The following is a 24,391-nucleotide window of genomic DNA, read 5'->3' on the forward strand; positions in this document are numbered from 1 at the left end:
ATCGCCAGCATGCCCGGCATCGGCCCGCTGCTGGGCGCGGAGTTCCTGGCCGCCACCGCCGGCGACATGAGCCGCTTCGGCAGCTCCGACCGCCTGGCCAGCTTCGCCGGAGTCGCCCCGGTTCCCCGGGATTCCGGCAACATCAGCGGCAACCTCCACCGGCCAAGGCGCTACCACCGCGGCCTGCAACGCGTCTTCTACACCTCCGCGCTCATCAGCATCCGTAACTGCGACGAATCCCGCCGCTTCTACGAACGCAAGCGCGCCGAAGGCAAGCGACACACCCAGGCCGTCCTCGCCCTGGCCCGCCGACGCGTCAACGTCCTGTGGGCCCTCATTCGTGACGGAAAGCGCTTCCAACGTGAACTCCCTGTCACTGCGGCCGCTTGACAAAAGCATTAGGAGGTGTGCTCGCCCAAGGGGACCTCGAGCCCGATGCTCTCGGCCGCCACGGCGATGGCGTAGTCGAAGAACGCGGCCTCGTCCCGGACGCTGTCGTGGGTACGGCTGAAGACCTGGAACACCAGGAGGCCGATCAGATTGCTCCACAGGACGATGCCGCGCTCGATGATGTCCGAGAACGGAGCCTCGGGCACGCCGCCGAAGGCCTCCACGGCCGCCGGCAGGAGCAGCGGCGGGCCGGGCACCGTCCGCCGGGGCGGGGTGAGCGCACCGCGCTCGAGCGCCGACCGCACGATGCCGGCCAGCACCCCGGGCGTACGCGAGGCGGCCGGGACCGTGTCCTGCGGGGCGTGGTAGCCGGGCACGGGCGAACCGTAGATCAGCGTGAACTCGGCGGGGTGGTCGAAGGACCACCGGCGCAGGGCGCGCGTCACCGCGAGGAGCCGCGCACCCGCTGACGCCCCGGCGTCCCCGGCGGCCTGGTCGGCCTGCTCCATCGCGGCGCCGGACGCGTTGTAGGCGTCGATGACCAGCGCGGTCAGCAGGTCGTCCCGGTGCGGGAAGACGGCTTCTACATCGGTGAGGGCGAGACCGCTGTCGCGCGCCACGGCGTCCAGGGACAGCCCTCCGCCGCCCAGCTTCTCCAGCTGCTGACGTGCGGTGTCCTTGATCACCGCCGACGGCGTCGCGTGGTCGGCGGTGGAACTCGTTGCGGAATCCATGGCGGAACCGTACCCGTCGGCACCGGCCGTCGTGAGCGCGGTCCCACGAGCAGCTCGCGCAGGCGATCCGATCCGGCCACAGGGGGCCCAGCGATGCGAGGGAGCCGCTTCGGGGGGCTTTTATCCGACGTTGAGGAGGGCGTCAAGTCCCGACTTTCCGCAACATGACCGGGGGGTGCCCCCCGGGGTTTATTTGTGGAGCGGAAAGGCCTCACCGGAAACGGAACGAGGCACCAGGGCAGAGACGGAAGGCCTCCTCCCGGAGGGTTCCTCCTCTCCCCGACACCACCGCACCGTCCCGAATCCCCGGGCACACCTCAATGAATCATCACGTTAATTAGGAGAACATCATGAACCGCAAGATTCGTATCGCGACGCTGGTTGCTTCCGCTGCATTCATCGGTGGGGGAATCGTCCTTCCGGCCTCCGTGGCAACGGCGGCTCCGATGCCCGGACACGTGGCCACCGCGCTCCCGCTCGACGGAGGCGCCGGAGGCAAGGGTGGTGCGGGCGGCAGCGGCGGCCTCGTCGGAGGCGGCGGCGGTTCCGGCGGTGCCGGCGGCGGCAGCGTCCTCGGCACCGGTGGTAAGGGTGGCGAAGGCGGTACCGGTGGCGACGGGCTCCTCGTCGGTGGCGGCGGCGGTGGCGGCGGCGGTGGCGGCGAAGGCCGCATCGGCGGCGCGGGCGGCGGCGGCGGCAAGGGCGGCGCCGGAATCCTCCAGGGCGGCGGGGGCGGCGCCGGCGGTGGCGGCGGCGACGGCTGGCTGATCGGCGGCAAGGGCGGCAAGGGCGGCACCGGCGGCGCCAGCATCTTCAAGGGCGGAGCCGGCGGCGACGGCGGCGCAGGTGGCCTCGGCGGCCTGATCGGCGGCCTCGGCGGCGACGCCGGTGCCGGTGGCGCCTCCCTCTTCTAATCCGAGCACCGAAACGGGGTGGAGGCCTTCGCGGCCTCCCCCCCACCCTCCACCCGCTTCCCTCCCGCACCTCTACTTCTTGATCACACCAACGGAGACCCCCATGTTCACGATTTCCTGGCAGCGTCCGCTCATCCTGGCCGCGACCTCGTTCGCTCTGGTCACCGGTACTGCCGTCGCCGCTCAGGCGTCGGAGCACCACGCTCCGGCAAGCATCAGCTCGTCGGCCGTGGCGGACCTGCCCGCACCCTGCGGGGGCGGCGGCGAAGGCGGCAAGGGTGGAGAGGGCGGCAAGGGCGGCAAGCCCGGTAAGCCGGGTCAGCCCGGCAAGCCCGGCCGGTCCGGCGGATGCAGCCTGCGTTTCGAGGACCTGCCGGACAAGTCGAAGTCGGAGCTGACGGTGGTGGACAAGGTGCGCATCGTGCTGACTCTGCTGGCCGACGACTCGGACAAGACGCAGGAGAAGATCGCTGACAAGTACGACATCTCGAAGGAGGAGCTCGACACCTGGAAGGAGCACTACGAGGAAGGCAACTGGTTCGCGCTGATGGGAGAGGACTTCCCCTTCTCCCACTGAGGAACAAGGGTGGGAACGCAGGGGAGGAAGGGCTCCCCGGCCCCCTGTGGGCCGGGGAGCCCGTGTCTTTCGGTACCGGAATCACCCACTGAATCAATTTCTTCGCAAGGGAGAATCTCATGCGCGTGCACTCTTGGAAGTTCCGTCTCGGTATGGCCCTCTCGACGGCTCTGATCGGTGCCGGTGCCATGGCGACCACCGCCACGGCGGCTCCGGCAGCCCCCGCGGCCCAGGCCCTCGCCGGCCGGCAGCACGGCCTCGCCTTCCCCGACGGCGACAGCGGGCAGCGCGGCGACCGAATCAGCGCCGGCACGGTGCTCGGCAAGCTCCAAGGGGGCACCGGCGGCGTCCAGGTGGGCAAGGGCAGCGTCCGCGTCGGCGACAAGGTCTGCGCGGGCCAGTGCAACGGAACGGTCAACGGCACCAACGGCAGCAACGGCGGAGTCTGCGCCGGGCTGTGCGACGGCAGCGCCAACGGCGGCGCCGGCACCAACGGCGGGCCGGGCGGCAACGGCCAGAACGGAGGCAAGGGCGGGGTCTGCGTCGGGACGTGCCGCGGCAGTGTCAATGGCGGCGACGGAGGCAACGGCGGGGACGCGCTGCCCGCCGGCGACGGCGGGGCCGGCGGCTGGGGCGGCGACGGCGGCATCTGCATCGGCCTCGGCTGTGAGACCAGTGGTCAGGGCGGCCGCGGTGGCGCCGGCGGCCAGGGCTGACCGGATCCGGCGGGGTGCGAGGCCGGCGGGGTGGACGTGGAGCCGGTGGGGGGAGCACCTCGGGGAGCACCGCTGGGAGGAAATGCCCGCTCGTCCGAGCGGGCATTCGTGTGGATCACTGGATAGACTTTCCCATGAGCCATGTCGTCCGACTACCGAGGACGGGGTCGACGTGATCGGCACCTTTGCCCGTGGGCACCACAGCGACGCTGAGCCGTTGTCGCGCCGGCCGGCTGCGGGGGGTGTCTGATGGGGGCGGCATCGAATCTGAGCCAGTACACGGGCCGGCCCTCCGGCCTGATCGGCCAGCAGATCGCGGGCTACCGGATCGAGCGACTGATCGGCCGCGGCGGTATGGCGGTCGTCTACAGCGCGAAGGACCTGCGCCTGGACCGCACGGTCGCGCTCAAGCTCATCGCCCCGGAGCGGGCCCGCGACGACACCTTCCGCCGCCGCTTCACCCATGAGTCGCGGGTCGCTGCGAAGATCGACCACCCGCACATCGTGCCGATCTACGAGGCCGGGGAGACCGAGGGCGTCCTGTACATCGCCATGCGCTACGTCTCCGGCCTGGACCTACGGGCGATGCTGGACCGGGACGGCCCGCTGCCCGCCGCGACCACGCTGCGCATCGCGGCCCAGGTGGCATCCGCACTCGACGCGGCCCACGCGCACGATCTGGTGCACCGGGACGTCAAGCCCGGCAACGTCCTGATCGCGGCGGGCACCGACAGCGACCACCCGGAACACGTCTATCTCACCGACTTCGGACTGACGAAGAAGTCGCTCTCCCTCAGCGGGATCACGAGCGCGGGCGAGATCGTCGGCACGCTCGACTACATGGCGCCGGAGCAGATCTCCGGCCGGCCGGTGGACGGCAGGTGCGATCTCTACAGCCTCGCCTGTCTCGTCTACGAATGCCTCACCGGCGGGCCGCCCTTCCAGCGCGAGGAGGACATGGCACTGCTGTGGGCGCACCAGTACGACCCGGCTCCGCTCCTGACGGAGCGGAAGCCGGGTCTCGCTCCCGCTGCCGACGAGGTCATGGCGAAGGCCCTGGCGAAGGCCCCCGAGGACCGTTACGAGTCCTGCCTGGAATTCGTGGCGGCCCTGCGCGCCGCGACCGGGACCGGCGCCGGCGCGGGCGCCGACCCGCACCCCCCCGCGGGTCCCCGGCCTTCCGGGGTTTCGCGGGGCCCCGTGCCGCCACCGGAGCCGCCGGCCTGGGCCGGGGCGGTCTTCTAGGGGTGTCACACAGGAGCGCCGGCCGCCCTGAGGGCGGCCGGCGCTGCTTGACGACTGGGGTGGCTGGAGGTCACAGCCCCAGGGAGATGGCCAGTCGGGTCATCTCGGCTGTGGTGTTGATGCCCAGCTTGGCCCGGATGCGGCGGAGGTAGGCGTCGACCGTGTGCTTGGAGAGCCCCATGAGGCGGGCCGTCTGGAGGTAGGTGCAGCCTGCGGCGATGTAGCGCAGGGCCTCCTGCTCACGCGGGGCCAGCGCGGGTGCGGGGGCTTCGGCGACGTGCGGCATGGTGAGGGTGAGGCTCATGGGATTTCCTCCGACGGATCGGTCAGGTCATCGCTGCTCACTCCCTCGGAAGCAGAGGGACATCTACCGGAATGTCGGTTTTTGTCCCTAAGAAGACCTTGACCGGTCGACTTCATGAGCTTGTCCGTCGACTGTCACAGCCGTGTCACAGGGAACGTTCTCACGCATAATCCGCAGCACCCGACGCCGCAGCACCCGACGCCTCAGAACCCGACGAGGGACTGCTCGGCCCAGATGGTCTTCCCCACCGGGGCGTGCCGGGTGCCCCAGCGCTCGGCCAGCTGGGCGACCAGCAGCAGGCCCCGCCCTCCCTCGTCGAAGATCCGGGCCCGCCGCATGTGCGGGGCGGTGTTGCTCGAGTCGGAGACTTCGCAGATCAGGGTGGTGTCCTCATGGATCAGCCGCAGCTGGATGGGCGGCTCGCCGTAGCGGATGGCATTGGTGACCAGTTCGCTGACCAGCAGCTCGGTGACGAAGGAGGCCTCCTCCAGCCCCCAGGCCGTCAGCTGGTCGGTGGCGTGCCGGCGGGCGTGGGCGACGACGGAGGGGTCGGAGGACAGGTCCAGGACGACGACCTTGTCCGCGTGCAGGGCCCGGGTCCGGGCGACCAGCAGGGCGACGTCGTCGTCGGGGCGGTGGGTCAGCAGGGCGGTCAATACGCGGTCGCAGACCGTTTCCAGCGTCGAGGCGGGACGGGCGAGGGCCGCGAACATCTTGTCCAGGGCCTCGTCGATGTCGTAATCACGGTCTTTGAGCAGGCCATCGGTGTAAAGGGTGAGGATGCTGCCCTCGGGAAGCTCGACCTCCACGGTCTCGAAGGGCAGGCCCCCCAGGCCCAGCGGCGGGCCGGCCGGGACGTCGAGGAGGTACACGGAGCCCTCCGGGGAGACCACGGCGGGCGGGGGGTGGCCGGCCCGGGCGACCGTGCAGCGGCGGGTGACCGGGTCGTAGACCACATACAGGCAGGTGGTGCCGATGCCCCCGGCGGCGTCCCCGGAACCGTCCCGGTCCGTGTCGTCGGCGGACAGGTGGATGATCAGGTCGTCGAGGTGGGTGAGCAGCTCGTCGGGCGGCAGGTCGACATCGGCCAGGGTGCGTACCGCCGTGCGCAGCCGGCCCATGGTGGCGGCGGCACGGATGCCGTGGCCGACGACATCGCCCACGACCAGGGCCACCCGCGCGCCCGACAGCGGGATCACGTCGAACCAGTCACCGCCCACACCGGCCTCGGTACCGGCGGGCAAGTAGCGGGAGGCGATCTCGACGAGTGCCGCCTGCGGGGGGAGCGTATGCGGGAGCAGACTGCGCTGCAGTGTCATGGTGCTGGTGTGCTCGCGGGGGTACCGGCGCGCGTTGTGGATGCTGACGGCCGCGGTGTTCGTCATCTCCTCGGCACGCGACAGGTCCTCCTGCTGGAAGGGCTCGCGGCTCTGATGACGGCTGAAGACGGCCAGGCCGAGCGTGATACCGCCGGCGCGCAGCGGCACCACCATGATCGAGTGGGTCCCGTACGCGCCGGTCCAGCCGGCTGCGGGGTCCTGGGCCACCCATCGGATGATGGCCGGATCGGTTGTCCCGAACACGGCGCCCCGCCCCGTGGCCAGACACTCCACGGGGGGCGACAGAGCCGGATAGACGGTCGTCTCTCCGACCGCGACCTGGGACTCCGGGCTTCCTTCGAGGATCGAGCGCACCGCGGTACGGCACACGGTGACCGGTCCCGCCACGGTCCGGGAGGACGGCTCGTCCCCGCGCGGGAGCGGGTCCAGCAGGTCGACGGCCGCGAAGTCGGCGAGCCGCGGGACTGCGGCGTCGGCCAGCTCCTGCGCGGTGCGGGCGCTGTCCAAAGTCGTACCGATACGGGCGGCGGCGACGTTCGGCACGAGCATCTGCGGCAGATCGCCCTCGATTTCGGTCTTGTCGTGCGCGGCCAGGGACACGGCGCGCACGCGGCCGTCCGGGTCCCGCAAGGGCGCCAGCGTGGTGGCCCAGCCGTGCTCCGCGCTCGCCCCCGTGGGGCGGACGAAAGCATCCACGTACTGCGGCTCACCGGTCTCCAACGCCAGGCGCATCTTCCGCTCGGTCTCGTCGCTCACGGGATCCGGCGCGAGCTCCGGCAGACGCAGCCCCCGCATCTCGGCCTCCGTGAGGCACAGGGTGCGCTCCATGCCGGCGTTCGCCCGCACCAGCCGCAGGTCCGCGTCGAAGACCGCCAGGAAGCACGGGGACTGGGCGAACGCCCATTCCTTCAGCGATGCGTCCCAGGCGGGGCCGGGCTCGCCCGCCACGGCGGACACCACGGTCCACTTGGCGGTCCCGCCCGTGGACGTCCAGCGGTGCGCGATCAGCCCCACCTCCAGCCGCCGGCCGTCCCGGTGCCGCAGTGCCACGGTGCCGCTCCACCGCTCCTCCTCGGCCGGGATCCGCTGCGCCGCATCACCGGCGCCTTCGGCGAGCAGGTCGGCAGCGGGCAGCCCCACCACCTGGGAGGGGGCGTAGCCGAGCAGCCGTTGGGCACCCTCGCTCCAGTCGGTGACGGTGCCCTCCTCGTTGACGGTGGCCGTGGCCGAGTACGCCGACTCAGGGGAGAAGTCCGTCTCCTCCGGCCGCTCACCAGGAGAGCTGGGAAGTCGCTCCATCGCCGCTCATCTCGCCCTCGCTAGTTCTTGCCCGCTGTCCCACGGGAACCTGCACGGCCAGGGGCTCCACTGACAAGCATGATCCGGCGGGGCAAGGAGCACCAACGCAGTGCTGTCACGAGGGACACCCAGCCGACCGGGCCGGGGGAGGGGCCGCCGGAAGGTTCGGCGGCGCGGCCGGGTGCGCGAGGACCAGGGCGAGGACCGCGTCTCCCGTCTGCCACACCATCGCGCGGCGCCGTCCGCCGAGTACGGGCGGCCGAAGGCCGAGGATCACGATGCGGCGCGGAGCGGCGCCCAAGATGCCGCTCCGCTCGGCCTTGACCGCGGCTTCCTTCAGCGCCCACGCGCCGGCCATGGCCTCGGGCCGGTCCGTGCCGATGAGGGAGAGCTCCTCGGGCGAGAGGAGATGGTCCGCGACCCTGCGTACCGCGGCGGCCGAGACCGTTTCGCACAGGTCCACTCCGACCGGTCCCGGTGCGAGCGCCGCGGCGACGTGGTGGGCGGTGTGGCTGATGGAGACGTGCACGCCGGGCATCGGACGGCCGCGGACGACGACGCGAGGGCTGCCGTCGTCCCGGGGGAGGATCTCCACCTCGGTCGCCGGAGCGCCGAGCGCTTCGCCGGCCAGGCGCTTGGCGAGCAGCCGGCCGGCCGCCCACTCGGCCTGCCGCCAGACCGGCAGCGCGTGGACCACGCGCTGTTCGGCCGGTGAGAGAACCGGTGCCTGGTGGAGGTCGGGGCGCCGGGCCACGATGACGGAGGCTCCGCCCCATCGGTGGATGCGGCCCGGCGCCGGCGGGATCGACCGGAACGTGGTGTCCATGGCGGGATCAGGCGGCGCGGGCCGTGTCCGGGTGCCGCAGCCCCAGCGCCAGCGCGGTCACGGTGTGACGGATCTGGTCGGGCGTGTGGTCAGAGGTGATGAAGAAGCGCAGCCGGGCCATGTCCTCGGGCACGGCCGGGTGGAGGATGGGGTTGACACTGATGCCCTGCTGGAACAGCGTCTCCGCGAGCCGCAGGGTCTTCAGCGAGTCCCCGACGATGCACGGGACGATCGGCGTGTCGTGGCTGTCCCCGATGGAGATGCCCGCCTCGCGCGCCAGGCGGACGAACAGCGCGGCGTTCTCCGCGAGGCGTGCCACCCGCTGCGGCTCGGCCCGCAGCACGCGCAGGGCCGCCAGGGACGCGGCCGTGTCGGCCGGCGTCATGCCGGCGCTGTAGACGAACCCCGGAACGGTGTAGCGCAGGTACTCGATCACGGAGCGGGTCCCGGCGACGTAGCCGCCGCAGCTCGCCAGCGCCTTGGACAGCGTGCCCGACCACAGGTCGACGGCTGAGCGCTCCATGCCGTGGTACTCGCCGATCCCGCGCCCCGTCGCGCCGATCGTTCCGATGCTGTGGGCCTCGTCGATCATCAGCAGCGTGCCGTGCCGGCGCTTGACCTCGACGAGGGCGGGCAGGTCGGCGATGTCGCCGTCCATGCTGTAGACGCCCTCGATGACGATGAGCACCCGCCGGTACTGGTGGCGGACCTGCGTGAGGATGGCGTCGAGGGCTTCCGCGTCGTTGTGGGGGAACGGCCGCCGGGTCGCGCCGGAGAGCTTGCAGCCCTGCAGGATGCTGTCGTGGGACAGGGAGTCGTGGATGACGAGGTCCCCGGGCCCGACGAGGTGCCCGATCACGGTGACGTTGGTGGCGTGCCCGTTGGCCAGGGTGATCGAGGCCTCGCATCCGAGCTGGTCGGCGAGTTCCGCTTCGAGTTCCAGGTGGAGCGGACGGCTGCCGGACAGCAGCCGGCTGGCCGACACCGACGTGCCGTAGCGTTCGATCGCTTCCTTCGCCGCCTCGTTCACCCGGGGGTGCGTCGCCATGCCCAGGTAGTTGTAGCTGGAGAACGAGACGAGCTCCCGGCCGTCGATGACGGTCGTGTCCGTCATGCCGCCTTCGTGGACGAGGAAGTACGGATTGGGCAGCTCCATCTCCTGGAGCGTGGCGATGCGCTCGGTGTGGGCGGTGATCTCCGGAAAGCACTCGATGCGCGTGTCCTCTTCGGGCAGCGCGGAGGTGGTGGGGGCGGCCGGGGAGGCGGCCGGCTCCGTCCGGTCCGTGTGCGTCGGGTCGGAGTGCGGGGGCACCACGGTGAGGTGGGCGGGCGGCGTCGGCGGGGCGTCCTCGCCGTCGTCGGCGCGCTGTCCGGGGACGGCTGCCGGCGGGGCGCCCGCGGGGCCCCTCGCGATCAACGCGGCGATCTTCCCGACGGTCGGCCGGTCGGCGGCCTTTTCGTCGAACCTCCACTGCGGCCACAGCCGCTTGAGGGAGACGAACAGGTCGGTCAGCATCAGCGAGTCGAAACCGAGATCGTCGATCAGCAGCTGGTCGTGGTGCAGATGTTCCATCGGGAAGGCGCTGATCCGGGCCACGTGGGCGAACACGGCGTCGGTGACCTCGTCGATGCTTCCGGTCGGCGCAGGCTGTTCGTCTGCCGGTGCGCGGGAAGCGGGCGGGCCGGCGGCCTCGGGGAGGGCCGCGGGGACCTCGGGGACCTGGGAGGTCTCCGGAGCAGGGACGGGCGTGGAAGCGGGCACAGGTGCGGTTTCGGCTGTCGGAGGTGCGACGACCGGCGCGGCGACCGGGGCGGCCGGTGCGGCGTGGTTCTGCGCGGGGAGGGCCTCGGTGAGGCGGCTGAGCAGTGTCGCCTGCTGCTGGACGAGCGTGAGCAGTTCGGCCATCGGGTCGTTCGCCGTGTCGTTCACGGGGTGGTCCACGGGGATGTTCATCGAGTTCTCCTGAGGCGGTGCGGACTGGGTCATGAGGGGGGAGGCGGGGGAGGGGTCCTTCTTCGCGGGGCGCCCGGCCGACGTCCAGTAGGACTGGGTGTCGAGCTTCGCCACCGGCAGGTCCAGCAGACGGCGGTCCGCCGCGGGCACCCATGCGCGCGGGTCGACCGGGGCGCCCAGGACCGCGAGCCGGGCGAGGGCCAGAACGAAGCTGCGTCCGCTGTCCGGGGCCGCCCCTGCGGCGGGGATGACGTGGACGTCGCCGTGGCCGACGAGGTTGCGGCGCACGGAGGAGAGGAGCGAGTTGCCGCCGGTCACCTGGAGGAAGACGCGGGCCCCCTGGTCGTAGGCCGTACGCACGGCATCGTCGAAGTGGACCGGCGTGGACGCGTGCCGGGCCCACAGGTGGCGCAGTCGCTCGGGGTCGGTGCAGACCTCCGCGTTCACGGACGAGACGAACGGCAGGACGGGGACGGCGATGGTGCGGTCGGCGAGATCGGCGCGCATGGGCTCCTCGACGGAGGCCAGCAGCGGCGAGTGGAAGGAGTTGGACACCTCGAGCGTCACCGTGACGACCCCGGCCTCGGCGCAGGACCGCCGCACCGCGTCGAGCCCTCGCGGTGCACCGCTGACCACGACCTGCCGCGGCTGGTTGAAGCAGGCGAGCCACACGTCGTCGATGCCGTCCATGAGTCGGCGGCAGGTCTCCCTGTCGGTCTGTACGGCGAGCATCCCGCCGCGGAGCTCGGTTTCGGCCTCACGGAGGGTCGTGCCCCGGTGGACGAGCAGCCGGATGGTGTCCTCGTCGGTGAGCGCTCCGGCCGCCGCGGCCGCGGCGAACTCTCCGACGCTGTGGCCGAGCGCGAGGTCGGGAGTGACGCCGCAGCCGGCGAGGAGACGGGTGGCGGCGATCTGGACGGTCCCGAGCAGGGGCTGGCACACCTCGGTGGCGGCGATCCGCCGCCTGAGCTCCTCGGCGTCGCCGCGGGGGTTCGCGGCCTGGCCGTACAGCAGATCGGTGAGGTCGAAGCCGGTGTCCCGGCGGGCCACCGCGCTGAGGAGGCCGACCGTCGTCCGGAAGCCGGTGAACCTCTCGTAGAGGTCCTGCATCATCCCCGGCCGCTGACTGCCCTGCCCGGGGAAGAGGAAGGCGATGCGGCGCTGCGCGGCCGGCAGGGGGGCGTCGGCGGCGAAGGCGCCGTCGCCGAGGTCGCCCCTGGCGCCGTCCTCGAGCTGCTGGCGGGCCTGGCGCAGCCGCCTGGTGAACGCCTCCGTGTCGGCGGCCACGATCGCGAGGCGGGCCGTCAGCGGCTTGCGCGAGCCCAGGGTGTGCGCCAGTGCCGCGATCGGCACGCCGGGCGCGCGCTCCACCGCGTCGAGTACCTCGCCGATGTGCCGGTCCAGCAGCTCGGGGCTGCCGGCCGACAGCAGGACGAGCTGCGGTCCGGTGCCTCCCGTGCCTCCCTTGCCTTCGGCGCCGCCGGCGTCGGCGGTGCGTGCCGAGGGGTGGCAGAAGGGCGCCGCGGGCGGCTCCTCCAGGACCACGTGGACGTTCGTGCCGCCGAAACCGAACGAGCTGACGGCGGCACGCCGCGGGGCGGCCGCGCTCGGCCAGGGCCGCGCGGTGTCGGCGAAGCGCAGGCCCGCGGCGGAGATGCCCAGCTCCGGGTGGGGGGTGGTGTCCGGCTGCGGCACGATCGTGCGGTGGTGCACGACCAGCGCCGTCTTGATGAGTCCGGCGATGCCCGCCGCGGACAGGGAGTGCCCGATGAGGGCCTTGCCCGCGGCGAGGTAGCACAGGCTGGTGTCTTCGTCGGGGTACTCGGTGCGCAGCCGGCGCAGTGCCTCCACCTCGGAGCGGTCGCCGGCGGCGGTGCCGGTGCCGTGGGCTTCCAGGAAGCCCACGGAGGACGGGGCGACCCCCGCGTCGTCATAGGCCCGGCGCATGGCGCGCAGCTGGCCTTCGGGGGCGGGGGCCAGCGGCCCGGGGGACGCGCCGTCGTTCGCCGAGCCGATGCCCTTGATCACCGCGTAGACGCGGTCGCCGTCGGCCAGCGCGTCGGCCAGCGGCCGTACGATCACGGCACCCGCGCCCTCGCCCAGGACGAAGCCGTCGGCCCCCTCGTCGAACGGGCGGCACACCCCGGTGGCGGACAGCGCGCGGAGCTTGGAGAAGCCGACCAGGCTGTCGGGCGTGAGGTTGACGTACACGCCGCCGACGACCGCGATCCGGCAGTTGCCCTGGCGCAGCTGGGCGATCGCCTGGTCGAGGGCGACCAGGGAGCCGGAGCAGGCGGCGTCCACGGCGAAGCTGGGGCCGCCGAGGTCGAACTGCCGGCTGACGGTGCCGGCCGCCATGTTGAGCAGGCTCCCGGGAAGGGTGAACGTCTGGATGGCGCCGAGCTGCGCCGCCTGCTCCCTGACGGCGTCGAGGCCGCCGCGGTCGTCCGCTGCGAGCGACTCCTCGGCCAGGGTGATGGCCCGCAGGGGGGCCGTCATGAGGTCCTTGTAGTCGGACACCGACATCCCGATGAAGACCCCGGTGTTCTCGCGGTCGAAGTCTCCGCGGCCCAGCCCCGCGTCGTCGAGTGCCTCGCGGGCGACGTCGAGCACCAGCCGGTGCTGCGGGTCCATCGCACGGGCGCGGGCGGGCGGCACCCCGTAGTGCAGGGCGTCAAAGCGGTCCACGTCGTCCAGGAAGGCGACCTGGTCGGTGTAGGCGGCATTGCGGGCCGACGGGTTGTCGGGCGAGTGGAAGGTCTCGTGGTTCCAGCGCTCCCTCGGGACGGCGGAGAACTGTCGTTCGCCGCTCATCAGGAGCTTCCAGTAGGCGCGGATGTCGGGGGCGCCGGGGAAGCGGCAGCCGAGTCCGGTGATGGCGATGTCGGTCATGAGGGGTCTTCCTTGCGGTGGCGCCCTGATGGTCAGCGGCGCGCGTGGACGGGGGAGTGGATGCGGGTGTGCGTGTGCGGGTCCGGATGGGCGCGGGCGGCGGTACGGACCGGGATGCGGCCCGGGGGGCACCGGCCTGGCGGGCGTCTCCCGGCGGTAACCGGGGGCGGAGGTGGCGCCGGGCGCGGGACCTTGCGCCGCAGCAGCCGCGGTGCCCACCAGTTCAGGTCGCCCGCCAGCCGCATGAGCGCCGGTACGAGGACACCGCGCACGAGCGTGGCGTCGAGGAGGACGCCGAGGCCCGCGCCGATCCCGAAGAACTGCAGGAGGGAGACCCGGGAGGTGCCGAAGCTCAGGAGGGTGAACGCGAGCAGGGAACCGGCGGTCGTGACGATGCCGCCGGTGTGCGCGATGCCCGAGATGATCGAGCCGGCGTTGTCCTCCCCGGCCTCGTGCGCCTCCTTGATGCGCGCGAGGACGAACACCTCGTAGTCCACCGAGAGTCCGAAGACGATGCAGAACAGCAGCACCGGCATGGTCGTACTGAGCGGTCCGGGGGTGAATCCGAGCAGGTCGCGCAGATGGCCGGACTGGAAGATCCACACCATGGCCCCGAGGACGGCCACGAGGCTCAGGGCGTTCAGCGCGATGGCCTTCAGCGGCAGCAGCAGGCTGCGCGTGAAGCCGAGCAGCAGCACGAAGGTGGTGAGGGTGATCACGGAGAGCGCCGGCGGAATCCGGTCTCCCACCGTGTCCTTGGCATCGACGAGTACGGCGCTCGGTCCGCCGACGAGGACCTCGCCGCCGGCCGGGGCGGGAGTCGCGCGGATGTCGTGCACGAGCTTCTGGGCAGCGCGCGACTGGGGGTCGGCCAGCGGCACCACGGAGAGCAGGCTCGTTCCGTCACCGGCGGGCACGGCGGGCACGGCGGGCACGGCGGTGGATCCGGCAGAAGCGGAGGCCGCCGCCTTCTCGCCGTTCCGGAAGCTGCCGCCGGGCCCCCCGACCTGGGCGACCTGGGGCAGCGCGGACAGCCGGCGGGCGTAGTCCTCCTGAGCCGGCGCGGACGGGGCACCGGTGAGGACGACCGTGAGCGCGCTGGAGCCCTTCATGTCGAACGCCCCGCGCACCAGGTCCCCGGTCTGCCGGCCGGCCGTGCTCACCGGCAGCGCCCGGTCGTCGGGGGTGGCGAAACCGGCGTGCGCGAACGGCCCGGCGAGCACCGCCAGGAGTCCGATCACCGGCAGCGCCGCGAGCAGCGGGCGGCGTACGACGATCCGCGCCAGCCCCTCCCAGAAGCGCGACCCCGAACCCTGCCGCACCCGGCGGCGCCACGGCACGGCCCAGGCGTTCACCCGGTGCCCGAGCAGCGCGAGCAGGGCGGGCAGCACGGTCATGGCGCTCACCGCCGCGATCGCCACCACGGCGATGCCCGCGTAGGCGAAGGAGCGCAGGAAATACGGCGGGAAGACCAGCAGCGTCGCGAGCGCGGCGGATACCGTCGCGGCACTGAACCCGATCGTGTGGCCCGCGGTGCGCACGGTGCGTATGGCCGCGTTGCGCGGGAGGTAGCCGAGGGCGAGCTCCTCACGGAACCGCGAGACGACCAGCAGCCCGTAGTCGATGCCCAGCCCGAGGCCGAGCGCCGTGGTGAGGTTCAGCGCGAAGACGGAGACGTCGGTGACGGCGCCGAGGGCGCTCAGGACCAGCAGCGTCCCGGCGATGGCCAGGACCCCGATCAGCAAGGGCAGCGCAGCGGCCACCACACTGCCGAACACCAGGACCAGCAGGATCAGCGTTCCCGGCAGGACGACGGACTCGGCGCGCTTCAGGTCGGACTCCGAGAGGTCCTGGAGCTCGGCGTCGACGAGCGCGGTCCCTCCGGCGTGCACCGTCAGGGCCGTCGTGGAAGCCGCCGGGCCGGTCAGCTCCTTGCCGAGCTGCTTGACCCTGGCTCCGAGCTGCTCCCCCTCGCCGTCCACGTGCGCGACCAGCATGGCCGCGCGGCCGTCCCGGCCGCGCAGCTCCGGCGCGCCGCCGGTCCAGTACGAGGTCACGGCGCTCACCTGCGGCTGGGCTGCGAGGAGCCTGGTCAGGTCCTCGCCCGCGGCCCGGGCCGCCGGGTCGTCGACGGAACCGCCGCGGGCCTCCGCGACGACGACCAGGTTGGGGGACGCACCCAGGCGCTCGGCCGCCACGAGGGCGGCACGGCTGGACTCGGATCGGGGGTCGTCATATCCCTGCGTCTTCAGCCGGCCGGTCGCGTCCGCGCCGAACACCGCGGAGAGCACGAGGAACACCAGCGCGGCGAGCAGCACGAGTCGGGGGCGGCGGGTCACGAAGACCCCTGCGCGACGGGACATGGCTGCCTCTGCTCCGGACGGGTGTCGCTCCTGCTCTGGTGCAGGGCGGCGGATATCCACCGTGCCCGGAGGAGGGCTGAGGCCGTAGCCCCTGCTGTTCGTTACTTGACAGGAGCAGGTGAGGCGGTCTCCGGGGGTTCGGACTTTCGCCGGAGAGGCGTGAAGCGCCTCAAAAGTGGTACACGCAGGGAGTCCGGACTTGCGTAGGACAAGGAGAAACTCATGATCATCCTCGGCGTAATTCTGCTGATCGTCGGCTTCGTCACGGGGCTGTCCATCTTGTGGACGATCGGCCTGATCCTCGTCCTGGTGGGTTTGGTGCTGTGGGTGCTCGGCGCGGTGGGGCACGCGGTCGGAGGCCGGCGGCACTATTGGTGAATGCCCGCGGCCGCGGTCGCGGCGCGTTCAGCTCGCCACAACGCCCGGCAGGCTGCCTCTCACGAGTGAGAGGCAGCCTGCCGGGCGTTGTGGCGCAGTGCGCTCAGGTCTTCAGCAGGCGGTTGAAGAACGAGCGGTAGTGCTGGAGCGCCATCCGCAGGTCCTCCGTGGCCACGTCGTCGCCGCGCTGCCACTGGCCCTCCAGCTCCTGCTTGTACGTGGCGAAAGTCCCGGCGAGGCTCTGCATGACCTCGGCCACCAGGGTGTCCGCCGAGGTGACCGCGGCCCGCGGGTCGTCGACGAAGCGGCCCTGGATCTCGCTCCAGGCCGTGCGGTACCGCTCCGCGTCCCCGGGGGCGAGCAGCGGCTGCTCCTCGTCGCTCCCGGCGTCTGCTCCGGTCGCCGCCCCGTCGTCCGCGGACCCCGCGTCCCGATCGGTGGCGGGCTCGCCGATGTCCTGATCGGTCATGGGCTCGCCGAAGCCCCGATCCGTGGTGGGCTCGCCGGCATCCCGGTCGGTGGCGGATTCGCCGGGCATGGCGTCCCCGGTCGCCTGGCCCGGGTAGACCGCCGTCTCCCGCTCCTCGCCCGCCTGATCCGCCTGTGCGAGATCCTCCGTGCTCAGGCCGGATGTGGTCTCCCGTTCATCGTCGTCGTGGGTCTGCATGTCACTGGCTCCTCTGATCCGTGAGCAGTTCCTCGAACAGGGCGCGGTAGTGCACCATCGCCCCGCGCAGCTCCTCCGTCGTCGCCTGTCCCTTCGCACTCCGCGCCCTGACCTCGTGCGCGGCCCGGTAGTGGTCCAGCGTGCGGCTGTGCTCGACCGACAGGTCGCGGACCGCTCCCCGGTATCCCTCGGTCGGGTAGCCGCGCTCCGTCATCAGCCTCGACACCAGGTCGTCGGCTTCGTCGACGGCGCCCGCAGGACGGTCCACGAAGTGCTCCTGTACGCCGCTCCACTCCTCGGAGTAGTGGCGCCGCCGCGCGGGGGGGAGTTCCTTGATCTCGAGCTGGTCGTGCCGTTCCTCGCGGGCGTGCAGCTCGCGCTCGGCGGCCAGTGCGCCGCCCTTCTCCTCCACCGTGCGTTCGTACTCCGGGCCGAAGCGGTCGCGCAGGTGGCGCCGCCGCGCCAGGAGCCACAGAAGGGCGGATAGGGCGATCACCACGACCACCGCGGCCGCGATAACGGCTATGAGCGTGTTCGTCGACATGTTGGGCCTCCGTCCTGCGGCCTTGAGCCGCCTGCATGGGCCCGGCTGCCCATCCTCCGGGTGGACAAACCAGGCATATCTTGGCGGGCGCTCCCAGGGGCGGCCTCACATGTGCCGGTTGGCGTAGTACTGCTCGATGAGGCGGATGGCGGCGACATCGTCCTCGTGGCGTCCGCTCTCGAAGTCGGGCGAGTCCTTGACCTCCGCCTTGGTGGCGGAGAGATGGACCGTCCGGTTCCCGGTGTCCACCCGGCCCACCACGTCGACCGGGACCAGGACATGACGCCCGAAGATCCACGGACCGGTGTCGACGACGAGGTGGTCCCGGCCCGCCTCGGGCGAATGGCGGTCCACCGTGCCGATGTGCCCGTCGGACGCCTCGACCCGGTAGCCGATCAGCGTGTCGTCCGTGTCCTGCGGGTCGTCCCGCCGCATGTGCCGGTCGAATTCCCGGACGACGGCGGCGCCGAAGGCGTCCAGGTCGTCCGGCTTCCGGCTGGTGATCAGCGTGGACGGCGCCGCCCGGCAGACCCGTACCGGCTCGTCGACCCAGGTGCCGCCGGCGTTGCGGATGTCGGTGGCCAGGCTCGGCCACGAGGTCAGCGTCCGCCCCCGTACGACACCGGCCTCCACCAGCATCCAGGGGGCGTGGCAGATCGCGGCGACGGGCTTGCCCTCGGTGAAGAAGCTGCGGGTGAAGCCGACGGCGCGCTCGTTCATCCGCAGGGCGTCGGGGTTGGCGACTCCGCCGGGCAGGACGAGCGCGTCGAAGGCCTCGGAGGTGTCACCGGCGAGGATGTGGTCGACGGTGAAGCGGCCGGCCCTGTCGAGGTGGTGGAAGGCCTGGACCTGTCCGGCCTCGGTCGAGACCAGCTGGGGGTTCCAGCCGGCCCCTTCGACGGCCTTCCACGGTTCGGTGAGTTCGACTTCTTCGACGCCTTCGCGTGCGGTGAGGAAAGCGATGCGCACCTGTTCCACCTCCTTCGGCCCCCCGGACACGTACACGGCTTTCGTTGCCCCCTGCGCGACGCCTGCCCCGGCGTGGGCCGTTCAAGCACCGAGGGGGGTGTGGCCGGCCGGCACCGCTTCCTCGGGCGCGACCGGCCCGGGCGGGCTGCCGTCGCCGAACGGCCGCCCGCCCAGCGCGGTCCGGCCGTGCGGTGCCGTCCAGCCCGACAGGTCGGGCCCCTCGGGCACGATGCCGGTGGGGTTGATGTCGGAGTGCACGAGGTAGTAGTGCCGCCTGATGTGGTCGAAATCGACGGTGTCGCCGAAGCCGGGTGTCTGGAACAGGTCCCGCGCGTACGCCCACAGCACCGGCATCTCGCTCAGCTTGTGCCGGTTGCACTTGAAGTGGCCGTGGTACACGGCGTCGAAGCGGACGAGGGTGGTGAACAGGCGCACGTCGGCTTCGGTGACCGTGTCGCCGACGAGGTACCGGGAGCCCGCGAGCCGGGCGGACAGCCAGTCGAGCCGGGCGAACAACCGCTCGTACGCGTCGGTGTACGCCTCCTGCGATCCGGCGAACCCGGCCCGGTAGACGCCGTTGTTCACGTCGCGGTAGACCACCTCGTTCACCGCGTCGATCTGCGGCCGCAGCGCGGGCGGGTAGAGCGCGGGCGCCCCCGCCCGGTGGTGGGGCGCCCACTCCAGCGACAGGTCGAGCGTGAGCTGCGGGAAGTCGTTGGTCACGACCTTCCCGGACGTGACGTCCACGATCGCAGGCACCGTGATGCCCCGGTCGTAGCCGGGGTCGAGCGCGAGGTACGCCTCCTCGAGCCGCTCGATGCCCAGTACGGGGTCACGCCCGCCCGGATCGAGGCCGAAGGTCCAGCTGTGCTCGTCGTGCACGGGTCCGGCGACGGCCATCGGGAGCGCCTGTTCCAGCCCGAGCAGGCGCCGTACGATCACCGCCCGGCTCGCCCACGGACAGGCGCGGCTCACCACCAGACGGTAGCGCCCGGGCTCCGCCGGGTAGCCGTCGCGCCCCTCGGCGGTGATCCGCGTGGTGACGTACCGGCTGTCGCGGGAGTACTCCTTGCCAGGGCTTACATAGCTCACGCCCTGCGCCTACCCCAAACCCCAGCCCCCACCCGCCTCGGGTCCGTGCCCGTCCGGGGTGACGTGGTAGACGGCGAAGGCCCGGTCGATGACGGGCATGGCGACGTTGCGCACGCGGACACCGCCCGCCGTCATACCGTGCTCGGTGCCCTGGTGGGCGTGCCCGTGGATGATCAGGTCGGCTCCCTCCTCGTCCACCGCCTCCGCCAGGAGGTAGCTGCCGAGGAAGGGATAGATCTCCCGCGGCTCACCCGCCAGGGTGTCCGGTACGGGCGCGTAGTGGGTGAGCGCGATGCGCAGCGTGCTGCCCGCTTCGCGCAGTTCGCGCAGCGCCCGGCCGAGGCCTTCGGCGTAGCCGCGGGTGCAGCGGATGAAGTCCTTCATCTCCGGTTCGCCGAACTCGCTTCCGCTGCGCCCCGCGAAGCCTCCGCAGAAGCCCTTGGTGCCCGCGACGCCGACCCTTCGGCCGCCGAGGTCGAGGAGCACCCCCTCGCCCTCCAGGACGTGCACGCCCGCTGCCCGCAGCTCCCGGGCGACGGCCGCCTGCTGATTGCTGTGGTAGTCGTGGTTGCCGAGGACCGCGACCACGGGAACCGGCAGCCCGGCCACCTCCGAGGCCACCACCCGGGCTTCCTCCGCCGTGCCGTGCCGCGTCAGGTCGCCGGCCAGGAGCAGTACGTCGGCGCATTCGCCGAGGGTGTCGAAGGCCGGCCGCAGCAGCCCGGCGCTGTCCGTCCCGAAGTGGATGTCCCCTATCGCCGCCACGCGGATCATGACAGCTCCTCCGAGTGGTCGGGCGGGCCGGGGCGGCTCACCGTGAGGTCGTCGTACCAGTCCAGGCCGGCCAGCTCCTCACCGGCCACCCGCAGGACCGCTGTCCGGCACTCCTCGTCGGTGACGCGGCCCCGTACGACGGCCCGCGCGCCGTGCATCTCGACGCGTACGCCGATTTCGGCGGTCTCCTCGCGGGCCAGCCGGTCGAGCAGGTGCTGGATGCGGTACTCGGTGATCTCGGAGCCGGTCATGACGCTCCCTCCGTCCGCTCCGGGCGGTCGATGACGTGAAGCCGTTCGAGCAGGTAGAGGAAGGCGTCGGACAGCGGCGCCGCCCGGTGGTCGTGATCGATCCGGTCCCAGTCGATCTGTTCGCGCAGCATGCGGGCCATGGGCAGCAGGTCTCCGAAGTCGCAGTAGTGCTCGCAGAGCGCGGAGAGGCGGCTCTCCATCAGGTCGGTGGGCGCCAGCACCGGCATCCACACGGAGTCCACCGCCTTGACGCTCGCCCGCTCCAGCAGTTCCGTACTGACCGGGCGCCGGGCCAGCTCGAAGATCAGGTCGATCTCCTCGCCACCCGAGCGTCCTTTGACCAGCCAGTCCTCAGGGGCGCGGCGCATGGCGATGCCGCCGCTCTCCATGGCCTCGATCACCGCGTCGGCGTCTTCGGGCCGGACACAGAAGTCGGTGTCGTGCTGGAAGCGGGCCGGCAGGCCGTGGGCGAAGGCGGCCACGCTGCCGGCCAGGGCGAAGGGCTTCCCGGTGCGCTTCAGCAGCGCTGCCACGTGCTTGGTGGTCTCCAGGATCGCCTGGGTGTGGTCCCTGGGCAGCGGACCTTCGGCCGGTTGCGGCGGGCTCAGGCCTTCCGGCGGGTGGATGCCCGTCGGGGTGCGCGGGATGGTTTCACGGGTCACGGCGCGCCTCACTATCCGTGTCACTGTCGGCACCGGGCGCCTAACCCGTCCGGCGCCGCCGAAACCACCTCTCGCCCCCGGAATGGTGCGGATGAAGGGGTGAGGAGTGCGGGGGAGCGCGGCGGGTAGGCGCCCCCCATGTTCCGATCCGGCGGGAGGCGCGTATGAACCGGGCAGCGCTGTTCGACGTCGACGGCACCCTCGCCGACACCAACCACCTCCATGTCACCTGCTGGTGGGAGGCGTTGAGACAGGCCGGCCACGACGTCGCCATGCACGACATCCACCGTGCGATCGGCCTGCCCGGCGAGGACCTGCTCGCGCACCTGCTGGGCGAGGACCGCGACACGGACGAAGACGACACGCTGACCGCCGCCCACGACACCCTCTACGGCACGTATTTCGACCGGCTGCCCCCGCTGGACTCGGCGGCCGAGCTCCTGCGCGAGCTGGACCGGCGCGGCTGGCGGGTCGTGCTCGTGACCTCCGCGCAGCAGGCCGAACTGGACGCGCTCCGACGGGCCGTGGACGCCGACGACGCCATCACCGCGACGGCGAGCTCCGACGACGTGAGCGAGGGCAAGCCCGCTCCCGACCCGGTGCACCACGCCCTCGGCCTGGTGGACGCGCCCGCGCGCGGCGCCGTGTTCGTCGGCGACACGGTCTGGGACATGAAGGCGGCCACCCGGGCCGGCGTCGCCTGCGTGGGCCTGCTGTGCGGCGGCATCCCGCGCGCCGACCTCGAAGAGGCGGGGGCGCAAGCCGTGTACCGGCATCCCGCCGATCTCCTCGCCCACCTCGCCGACAGCCCGTTCGGCGTCCCGCCGGCCCACTGACCGCTCCGGGAATCCCCGGACGCCGTCGGCGCCCCGTTGCTCACAGCGAGCCCATCCTTCGCGTGCGGCCGTGACGCCCCGCCTCGCCGCAGCATCCGCCACAGCCGGGAAGTGGCATGCTCAATGTATGGAACGCGACCCCGTGACGGCCGAAGCGGGTGACAGTGCGGCACGCGAGGTGCTGGCGCTGGCCAAGGTCGTGGCCCGGCTCCGTGCCGAGGTCGGGGAGCTGGAGGCCACGGCCTCGACGACGGCCGTCGTCGAGCGGGCCAGAGGCGTGGTCATGGGCCAGGCGGGCGTCCCGGCGGACGCGGCGTACGAGCTGCTGCAGGCGCGTGCCGTACAGCGCCGGCGGACCCTGCTGGAGGAATGCTGGATCACCGTGGGCCAGACCGGCTCCGCTCCTGTGCCGGCAGCGCCGCGGGCCGGGGCGGCCGATCCCGGCACGCCCGCCGAACCGCCGGAGCCGGACCTCTCGCCCTTCATCACGGGCCGCTACGTCCGCGGCGGCGGGTGGCAGACCGGGCACCGGCTGCTCCTGGCCCGGCTGGCCGAGGGCCTGGCCGGCACGCGTACCGCGGACGACGTCGCGGAGCTCTTGCGGGCGGTACTGTGCGAGGCGGCGGACGTGGACGCGGTGATGATCTACACCGCGGCGGTCGCCGGAAGCCTGGAGCTGGCCGGGCGGGCCGGCGTCAGCGATGCGCTGGCCGAGCAGAGGAGCCACATTCCCCCGCTGAGCGGTGTCGCAGCGCTGGAGGCCATCTCCGCCCAGTCGGCGGTGTGGCTCGAAGATCCCGGGCCGGACGCCGCCCGGTACCTGCTGATCGGGGATCCGCCCGGGCGGTGGCCTTCGCGTGCATGGGTCCCCGTACCCGGCCGTCGGCCGATGACGACGGTCGTGGGGTTCTTCCGCACCGTGCCGGGCCCCTTTGACGGCCGTACCCGGACCCTGCTCCGGCGGGCCGTCAGGCTCTGCGGCGGTCCTCTCCGGGAAGACCGGGGCCCCCACGGACTCGTCCCCCTCCACGCGGACGTCGAGGCCGTCCAGAGGGTGCTGGACGCCCTGGCCGGGCCGGCGGTCCTGCTCACCCCCCTGCGGGCCCACACGGGGGAGGTGGAGGACTACCGGATCGACGCGGCGGCGCCGGAGTCGGTCGACGTGGCCGGTAGGACGGGCAAGGAGCTGGTCGGCCGGCTGGTCCTGGAGACCTATCCCACCGTGGCGGGCACCGCCCTGTGGGACGGATACCTGGACACACTGGCCACGGGGACCGCCTACGAGGGCGAGCCCTTCACCTATGAGGAAGTGACCGCCGGAGTCGCCCGGCAGTCGGTGTACTCGGTCCGGGCGTCCCGGCTGGGCGACCGGCTGGTCGTCTCCTGGATCCGCCACGACACCACCGAACGCGAGACGCGCCGGCTGACCGACATGCAGCGGCTGGGAAACCTCGGCTGGGCGGGCTGGAACCTGGTCACGGACACCATCGCCTGGTCCGACCAGGTCTACGCCATCTTCGACCGCGACCCCGCCCTGGGGCCCATGCGACTGGAGGAACTGCCCCAGCACCTGGTGGCGGAAGACGTTCCGAAGCTGGGCGCGGCCGTCCGGCGGCTGCTGCGCGACGGAGAGGCCGTGGACCAGCCCTTCCGCGTCACCACCACGCAGGGCGTACGGCACCTGCGGATCGTCGCGGAGGCGCATCGGGACGCGGACGGCACACCCGTCGAGGTACACGGCTTCTTCCAGGACCTCACGCCGCAGCGGGAGGCCGAACTCGCCCTGCTCGAGAGCGAACGCGCCAACCTCGTCCAGCGCGGCATGCTGAAGGCCGAACGTGCGCTCGCCGCCCGGCTCCAGGACACCCTGCTGCCGATACCCGAACAGTCGCTGGAACTCGCGGGCCTCCGCATCGACGTCGCCTACATCCCCGCGGACAGCGGATTGAACGTCGGCGGCGACTGGTATTCCGCGATCGAACTGCCGGACAAGAGCGCGCTGTTCGTCGTCGGCGACATCGCCGGCCACGGTCTGGCGGCCGTCGGCACGATGGCGCAGCTGCGGTTCACCACCAAGGGCATGACCATCACCGGCTCGGCCCTCCCGGACGTCCTCGGGAGGCTCAACGCCCTCCTGTGCCACACGGCTTCGGATCCGGACGGCGCCACCGCCACCATGGCCATGGGGCGCTACCAGCCCTGGGACCGCCGCCTGACCTGGGTGCGGGCCGGGCATCTGCCGCCGCTGCTGATCCGGGGCGGAGAGGCACGCTTCCTGCCTCAGCCCGACGGGACCCTCCTCGGCGCCGACTTCGACTCCGCGTACGGGCAGGACATGCTCGACCTGCTGCCCGGTGACCACCTGCTGCTCTACACGGACGGCCTCGTGGAGGAGCCGGGTGAGGACATCGACCTGGGGCTCGCCCGGCTCGCCGACACGGCCCTGCGGCTCCTGCGCGAGGGCCGGGGTGAAAGGCTCGCCCGTTCGCTGGCCGCGCTGCGGCCGGGACGCCGGGACGACATCTGCGTCCTGGACCTCCACGTGCCCGACGGACCCTGATCGAAGGAATGCCCGCAGTGGATGAGGCTCTTTTCCGAACGCGCGCCGGCATGCCGCTCGGTGGCGTGAACTCGCTCCGCGCAGCGGCCGGTTCGGCGGGCGTC

Annotated in this window: 20 protein-coding genes and 1 pseudogene; 8 read left to right on the forward strand and 13 right to left on the reverse strand. The window is 72.3% G+C overall.

The genetic code is table 11. The features are described from left to right. The coding region (locus J7E94_RS17150) for a transposase (protein ID WP_215016319.1) at nt 1–390 on the forward strand (390 nt) is incomplete at its 5' end. Nucleotides 391–398: 8 nt separating this feature from the next. Here the strand turns inward: J7E94_RS17150 and J7E94_RS17155 are convergent. Beyond that, nucleotides 399–1,124, reverse strand: a complete 726-nt coding sequence (locus tag J7E94_RS17155; RefSeq protein ID WP_215016320.1) for a TetR-like C-terminal domain-containing protein — start codon at nt 1,122–1,124, stop codon at nt 399–401. Between the two features lie 350 nt (nt 1,125–1,474). Between J7E94_RS17155 and J7E94_RS17160 the strand changes: the two genes are divergently transcribed. The 4 genes from J7E94_RS17160 (at nt 1,475) to J7E94_RS17175 (ending at nt 4,576) form a co-directional block, all read left to right on the forward strand. Next, complete coding sequence (locus tag J7E94_RS17160; RefSeq protein ID WP_215016321.1) at nt 1,475–2,038, forward strand: hypothetical protein; 564 nt, start codon at nt 1,475–1,477, stop codon at nt 2,036–2,038. 103 nt (nt 2,039–2,141) lie between these two features. Next, entirely contained in the window at nt 2,142–2,615 is a 474-nt protein-coding gene (locus J7E94_RS17165; RefSeq protein ID WP_215016323.1) for a hypothetical protein, read from the forward strand. Between the two features lie 119 nt (nt 2,616–2,734). Continuing rightward, entirely contained in the window at nt 2,735–3,331 is a 597-nt protein-coding gene (locus J7E94_RS17170) for a hypothetical protein (RefSeq protein WP_215016324.1), read from the forward strand. A 249-nt stretch (nt 3,332–3,580) separates the two neighbouring features. Next, complete coding sequence (locus tag J7E94_RS17175) at nt 3,581–4,576, forward strand: serine/threonine-protein kinase (protein ID WP_215016325.1); 996 nt, start codon at nt 3,581–3,583, stop codon at nt 4,574–4,576. 70 nt (nt 4,577–4,646) lie between these two features. Here J7E94_RS17175 and J7E94_RS17180 read toward each other — a convergent pair whose 3' ends face one another. The 5 genes from J7E94_RS17180 to J7E94_RS17200 form a co-directional block, all read right to left on the reverse strand. Beyond that, on the reverse strand, nt 4,647–4,880 hold the full coding sequence (locus J7E94_RS17180; protein WP_215016326.1) for a response regulator transcription factor: 234 nt from the start codon (nt 4,878–4,880) through the stop codon (nt 4,647–4,649). Nucleotides 4,881–5,083: 203 nt separating this feature from the next. Then, nucleotides 5,084–7,519: a SpoIIE family protein phosphatase gene (locus tag J7E94_RS17185; RefSeq protein WP_215016327.1), complete on the reverse strand. Its 2,436-nt coding sequence runs from the start codon at nt 7,517–7,519 to the stop codon at nt 5,084–5,086. 115 nt (nt 7,520–7,634) lie between these two features. Then, nucleotides 7,635–8,345: a 4'-phosphopantetheinyl transferase superfamily protein gene (locus J7E94_RS17190; RefSeq protein WP_215016328.1), complete on the reverse strand. Its 711-nt coding sequence runs from the start codon at nt 8,343–8,345 to the stop codon at nt 7,635–7,637. Nucleotides 8,346–8,352: 7 nt separating this feature from the next. Continuing rightward, complete coding sequence (locus tag J7E94_RS17195; RefSeq protein ID WP_215016329.1) at nt 8,353–13,191, reverse strand: type I polyketide synthase; 4,839 nt, start codon at nt 13,189–13,191, stop codon at nt 8,353–8,355. Between the two features lie 32 nt (nt 13,192–13,223). Next, a complete protein-coding gene (locus J7E94_RS17200) occupies nt 13,224–15,554 on the reverse strand; it encodes an efflux RND transporter permease subunit (protein ID WP_215016331.1) in 2,331 nt (776 codons plus the stop codon). 222 nt (nt 15,555–15,776) lie between these two features. Between J7E94_RS17200 and J7E94_RS17205 the strand changes: the two genes are divergently transcribed. Then, entirely contained in the window at nt 15,777–15,932 is a 156-nt protein-coding gene (locus J7E94_RS17205) for a DUF6131 family protein (protein ID WP_215016332.1), read from the forward strand. Between the two features lie 103 nt (nt 15,933–16,035). On the opposite strand, the gene J7E94_RS17210 is transcribed toward J7E94_RS17205, so the two are convergent. The 7 genes and pseudogenes from J7E94_RS17210 to J7E94_RS17240 all read right to left on the reverse strand — a co-directional run bounded on the left by J7E94_RS17210 (nt 16,036) and on the right by J7E94_RS17240 (nt 20,891). Then, entirely contained in the window at nt 16,036–16,599 is a 564-nt protein-coding gene (locus J7E94_RS17210) for a hypothetical protein (RefSeq protein WP_215016333.1), read from the reverse strand. A gap of 1 nt (nt 16,600) precedes the next feature. After that, entirely contained in the window at nt 16,601–17,143 is a 543-nt protein-coding gene (locus tag J7E94_RS17215; RefSeq protein WP_215016334.1) for a hypothetical protein, read from the reverse strand. 444 nt (nt 17,144–17,587) lie between these two features. After that, nucleotides 17,588–18,112 (reverse strand): annotated as a pseudogene (locus J7E94_RS34635) (type 1 glutamine amidotransferase domain-containing protein); the annotation flags it as partial. An 81-nt stretch (nt 18,113–18,193) separates the two neighbouring features. Then, the gene (locus J7E94_RS17225; RefSeq protein ID WP_215016336.1) at nt 18,194–19,204 is read right to left on the reverse strand and encodes a glutathione S-transferase family protein; all 1,011 of its coding nucleotides are present in this window, start codon (nt 19,202–19,204) and stop codon (nt 18,194–18,196) included. Nucleotides 19,205–19,213: 9 nt separating this feature from the next. Beyond that, complete coding sequence (locus tag J7E94_RS17230; RefSeq protein ID WP_215016337.1) at nt 19,214–19,978, reverse strand: metallophosphoesterase; 765 nt, start codon at nt 19,976–19,978, stop codon at nt 19,214–19,216. Further along, on the reverse strand, nt 19,975–20,229 hold the full coding sequence (locus J7E94_RS17235) for a hypothetical protein (protein WP_215016339.1): 255 nt from the start codon (nt 20,227–20,229) through the stop codon (nt 19,975–19,977). Before J7E94_RS17235 ends, J7E94_RS17230 begins: the two co-directional genes overlap by 4 nt. Next, nucleotides 20,226–20,891, reverse strand: a complete 666-nt coding sequence (locus J7E94_RS17240; RefSeq protein ID WP_308345191.1) for a nucleotidyltransferase family protein — start codon at nt 20,889–20,891, stop codon at nt 20,226–20,228. The genes J7E94_RS17235 and J7E94_RS17240 overlap by 4 nt, the downstream gene beginning before the upstream one ends. A gap of 164 nt (nt 20,892–21,055) precedes the next feature. Here J7E94_RS17240 and J7E94_RS17245 point away from each other — a divergent pair, with 164 nt between their 5' ends. Together J7E94_RS17245 and J7E94_RS17250 are read left to right on the forward strand one after the other, a co-directional pair. Then, a complete protein-coding gene (locus tag J7E94_RS17245; RefSeq protein WP_215016341.1) occupies nt 21,056–21,727 on the forward strand; it encodes an HAD family hydrolase in 672 nt (223 codons plus the stop codon). Between the two features lie 127 nt (nt 21,728–21,854). Beyond that, entirely contained in the window at nt 21,855–24,287 is a 2,433-nt protein-coding gene (locus J7E94_RS17250) for a SpoIIE family protein phosphatase (RefSeq protein ID WP_215016342.1), read from the forward strand. Nucleotides 24,288–24,391 lie beyond the last annotated feature (104 nt).

The sequence above is a fragment of the Streptomyces sp. ISL-94 genome (genome assembly GCF_018614075.1).
Lineage (GTDB): Bacteria > Actinomycetota > Actinomycetes > Streptomycetales > Streptomycetaceae > Streptomyces.

Excerpts from the sequence above, each read along its gene's own strand:
- J7E94_RS17160 (WP_215016321.1), top strand. The coding sequence starts at position 1,475 with ATGAACCGCAAGATTCGTATCGCGACGCTGGTTGCTTCCGCTGCATTC.
- J7E94_RS17205 (WP_215016332.1), top strand. The coding sequence starts at position 15,777 with ATGATCATCCTCGGCGTAATTCTGCTGATCGTCGGCTTCGTCACGGGG.
- J7E94_RS17245 (WP_215016341.1), top strand. The coding sequence starts at position 21,056 with ATGAACCGGGCAGCGCTGTTCGACGTCGACGGCACCCTCGCCGACACC.
- J7E94_RS17200 (WP_215016331.1), bottom strand. The coding sequence starts at position 15,554 with ATGTCCCGTCGCGCAGGGGTCTTCGTGACCCGCCGCCCCCGACTCGTG.
- J7E94_RS17210 (WP_215016333.1), bottom strand. The coding sequence starts at position 16,599 with ATGCAGACCCACGACGACGATGAACGGGAGACCACATCCGGCCTGAGC.
- J7E94_RS17165 (WP_215016323.1), top strand. The coding sequence starts at position 2,142 with ATGTTCACGATTTCCTGGCAGCGTCCGCTCATCCTGGCCGCGACCTCG.
- J7E94_RS17155 (WP_215016320.1), bottom strand. The coding sequence starts at position 1,124 with ATGGATTCCGCAACGAGTTCCACCGCCGACCACGCGACGCCGTCGGCG.
- J7E94_RS17230 (WP_215016337.1), bottom strand. The coding sequence starts at position 19,978 with ATGATCCGCGTGGCGGCGATAGGGGACATCCACTTCGGGACGGACAGC.
- J7E94_RS17170 (WP_215016324.1), top strand. The coding sequence starts at position 2,735 with ATGCGCGTGCACTCTTGGAAGTTCCGTCTCGGTATGGCCCTCTCGACG.
- J7E94_RS17195 (WP_215016329.1), bottom strand. The coding sequence starts at position 13,191 with ATGACCGACATCGCCATCACCGGACTCGGCTGCCGCTTCCCCGGCGCC.
- J7E94_RS17250 (WP_215016342.1), top strand. The coding sequence starts at position 21,855 with ATGGAACGCGACCCCGTGACGGCCGAAGCGGGTGACAGTGCGGCACGC.
- J7E94_RS17175 (WP_215016325.1), top strand. The coding sequence starts at position 3,581 with ATGGGGGCGGCATCGAATCTGAGCCAGTACACGGGCCGGCCCTCCGGC.
- J7E94_RS17215 (WP_215016334.1), bottom strand. The coding sequence starts at position 17,143 with ATGTCGACGAACACGCTCATAGCCGTTATCGCGGCCGCGGTGGTCGTG.
- J7E94_RS17190 (WP_215016328.1), bottom strand. The coding sequence starts at position 8,345 with ATGGACACCACGTTCCGGTCGATCCCGCCGGCGCCGGGCCGCATCCAC.
- J7E94_RS17235 (WP_215016339.1), bottom strand. The coding sequence starts at position 20,229 with ATGACCGGCTCCGAGATCACCGAGTACCGCATCCAGCACCTGCTCGAC.
- J7E94_RS17180 (WP_215016326.1), bottom strand. The coding sequence starts at position 4,880 with ATGAGCCTCACCCTCACCATGCCGCACGTCGCCGAAGCCCCCGCACCC.
- J7E94_RS17185 (WP_215016327.1), bottom strand. The coding sequence starts at position 7,519 with ATGGAGCGACTTCCCAGCTCTCCTGGTGAGCGGCCGGAGGAGACGGAC.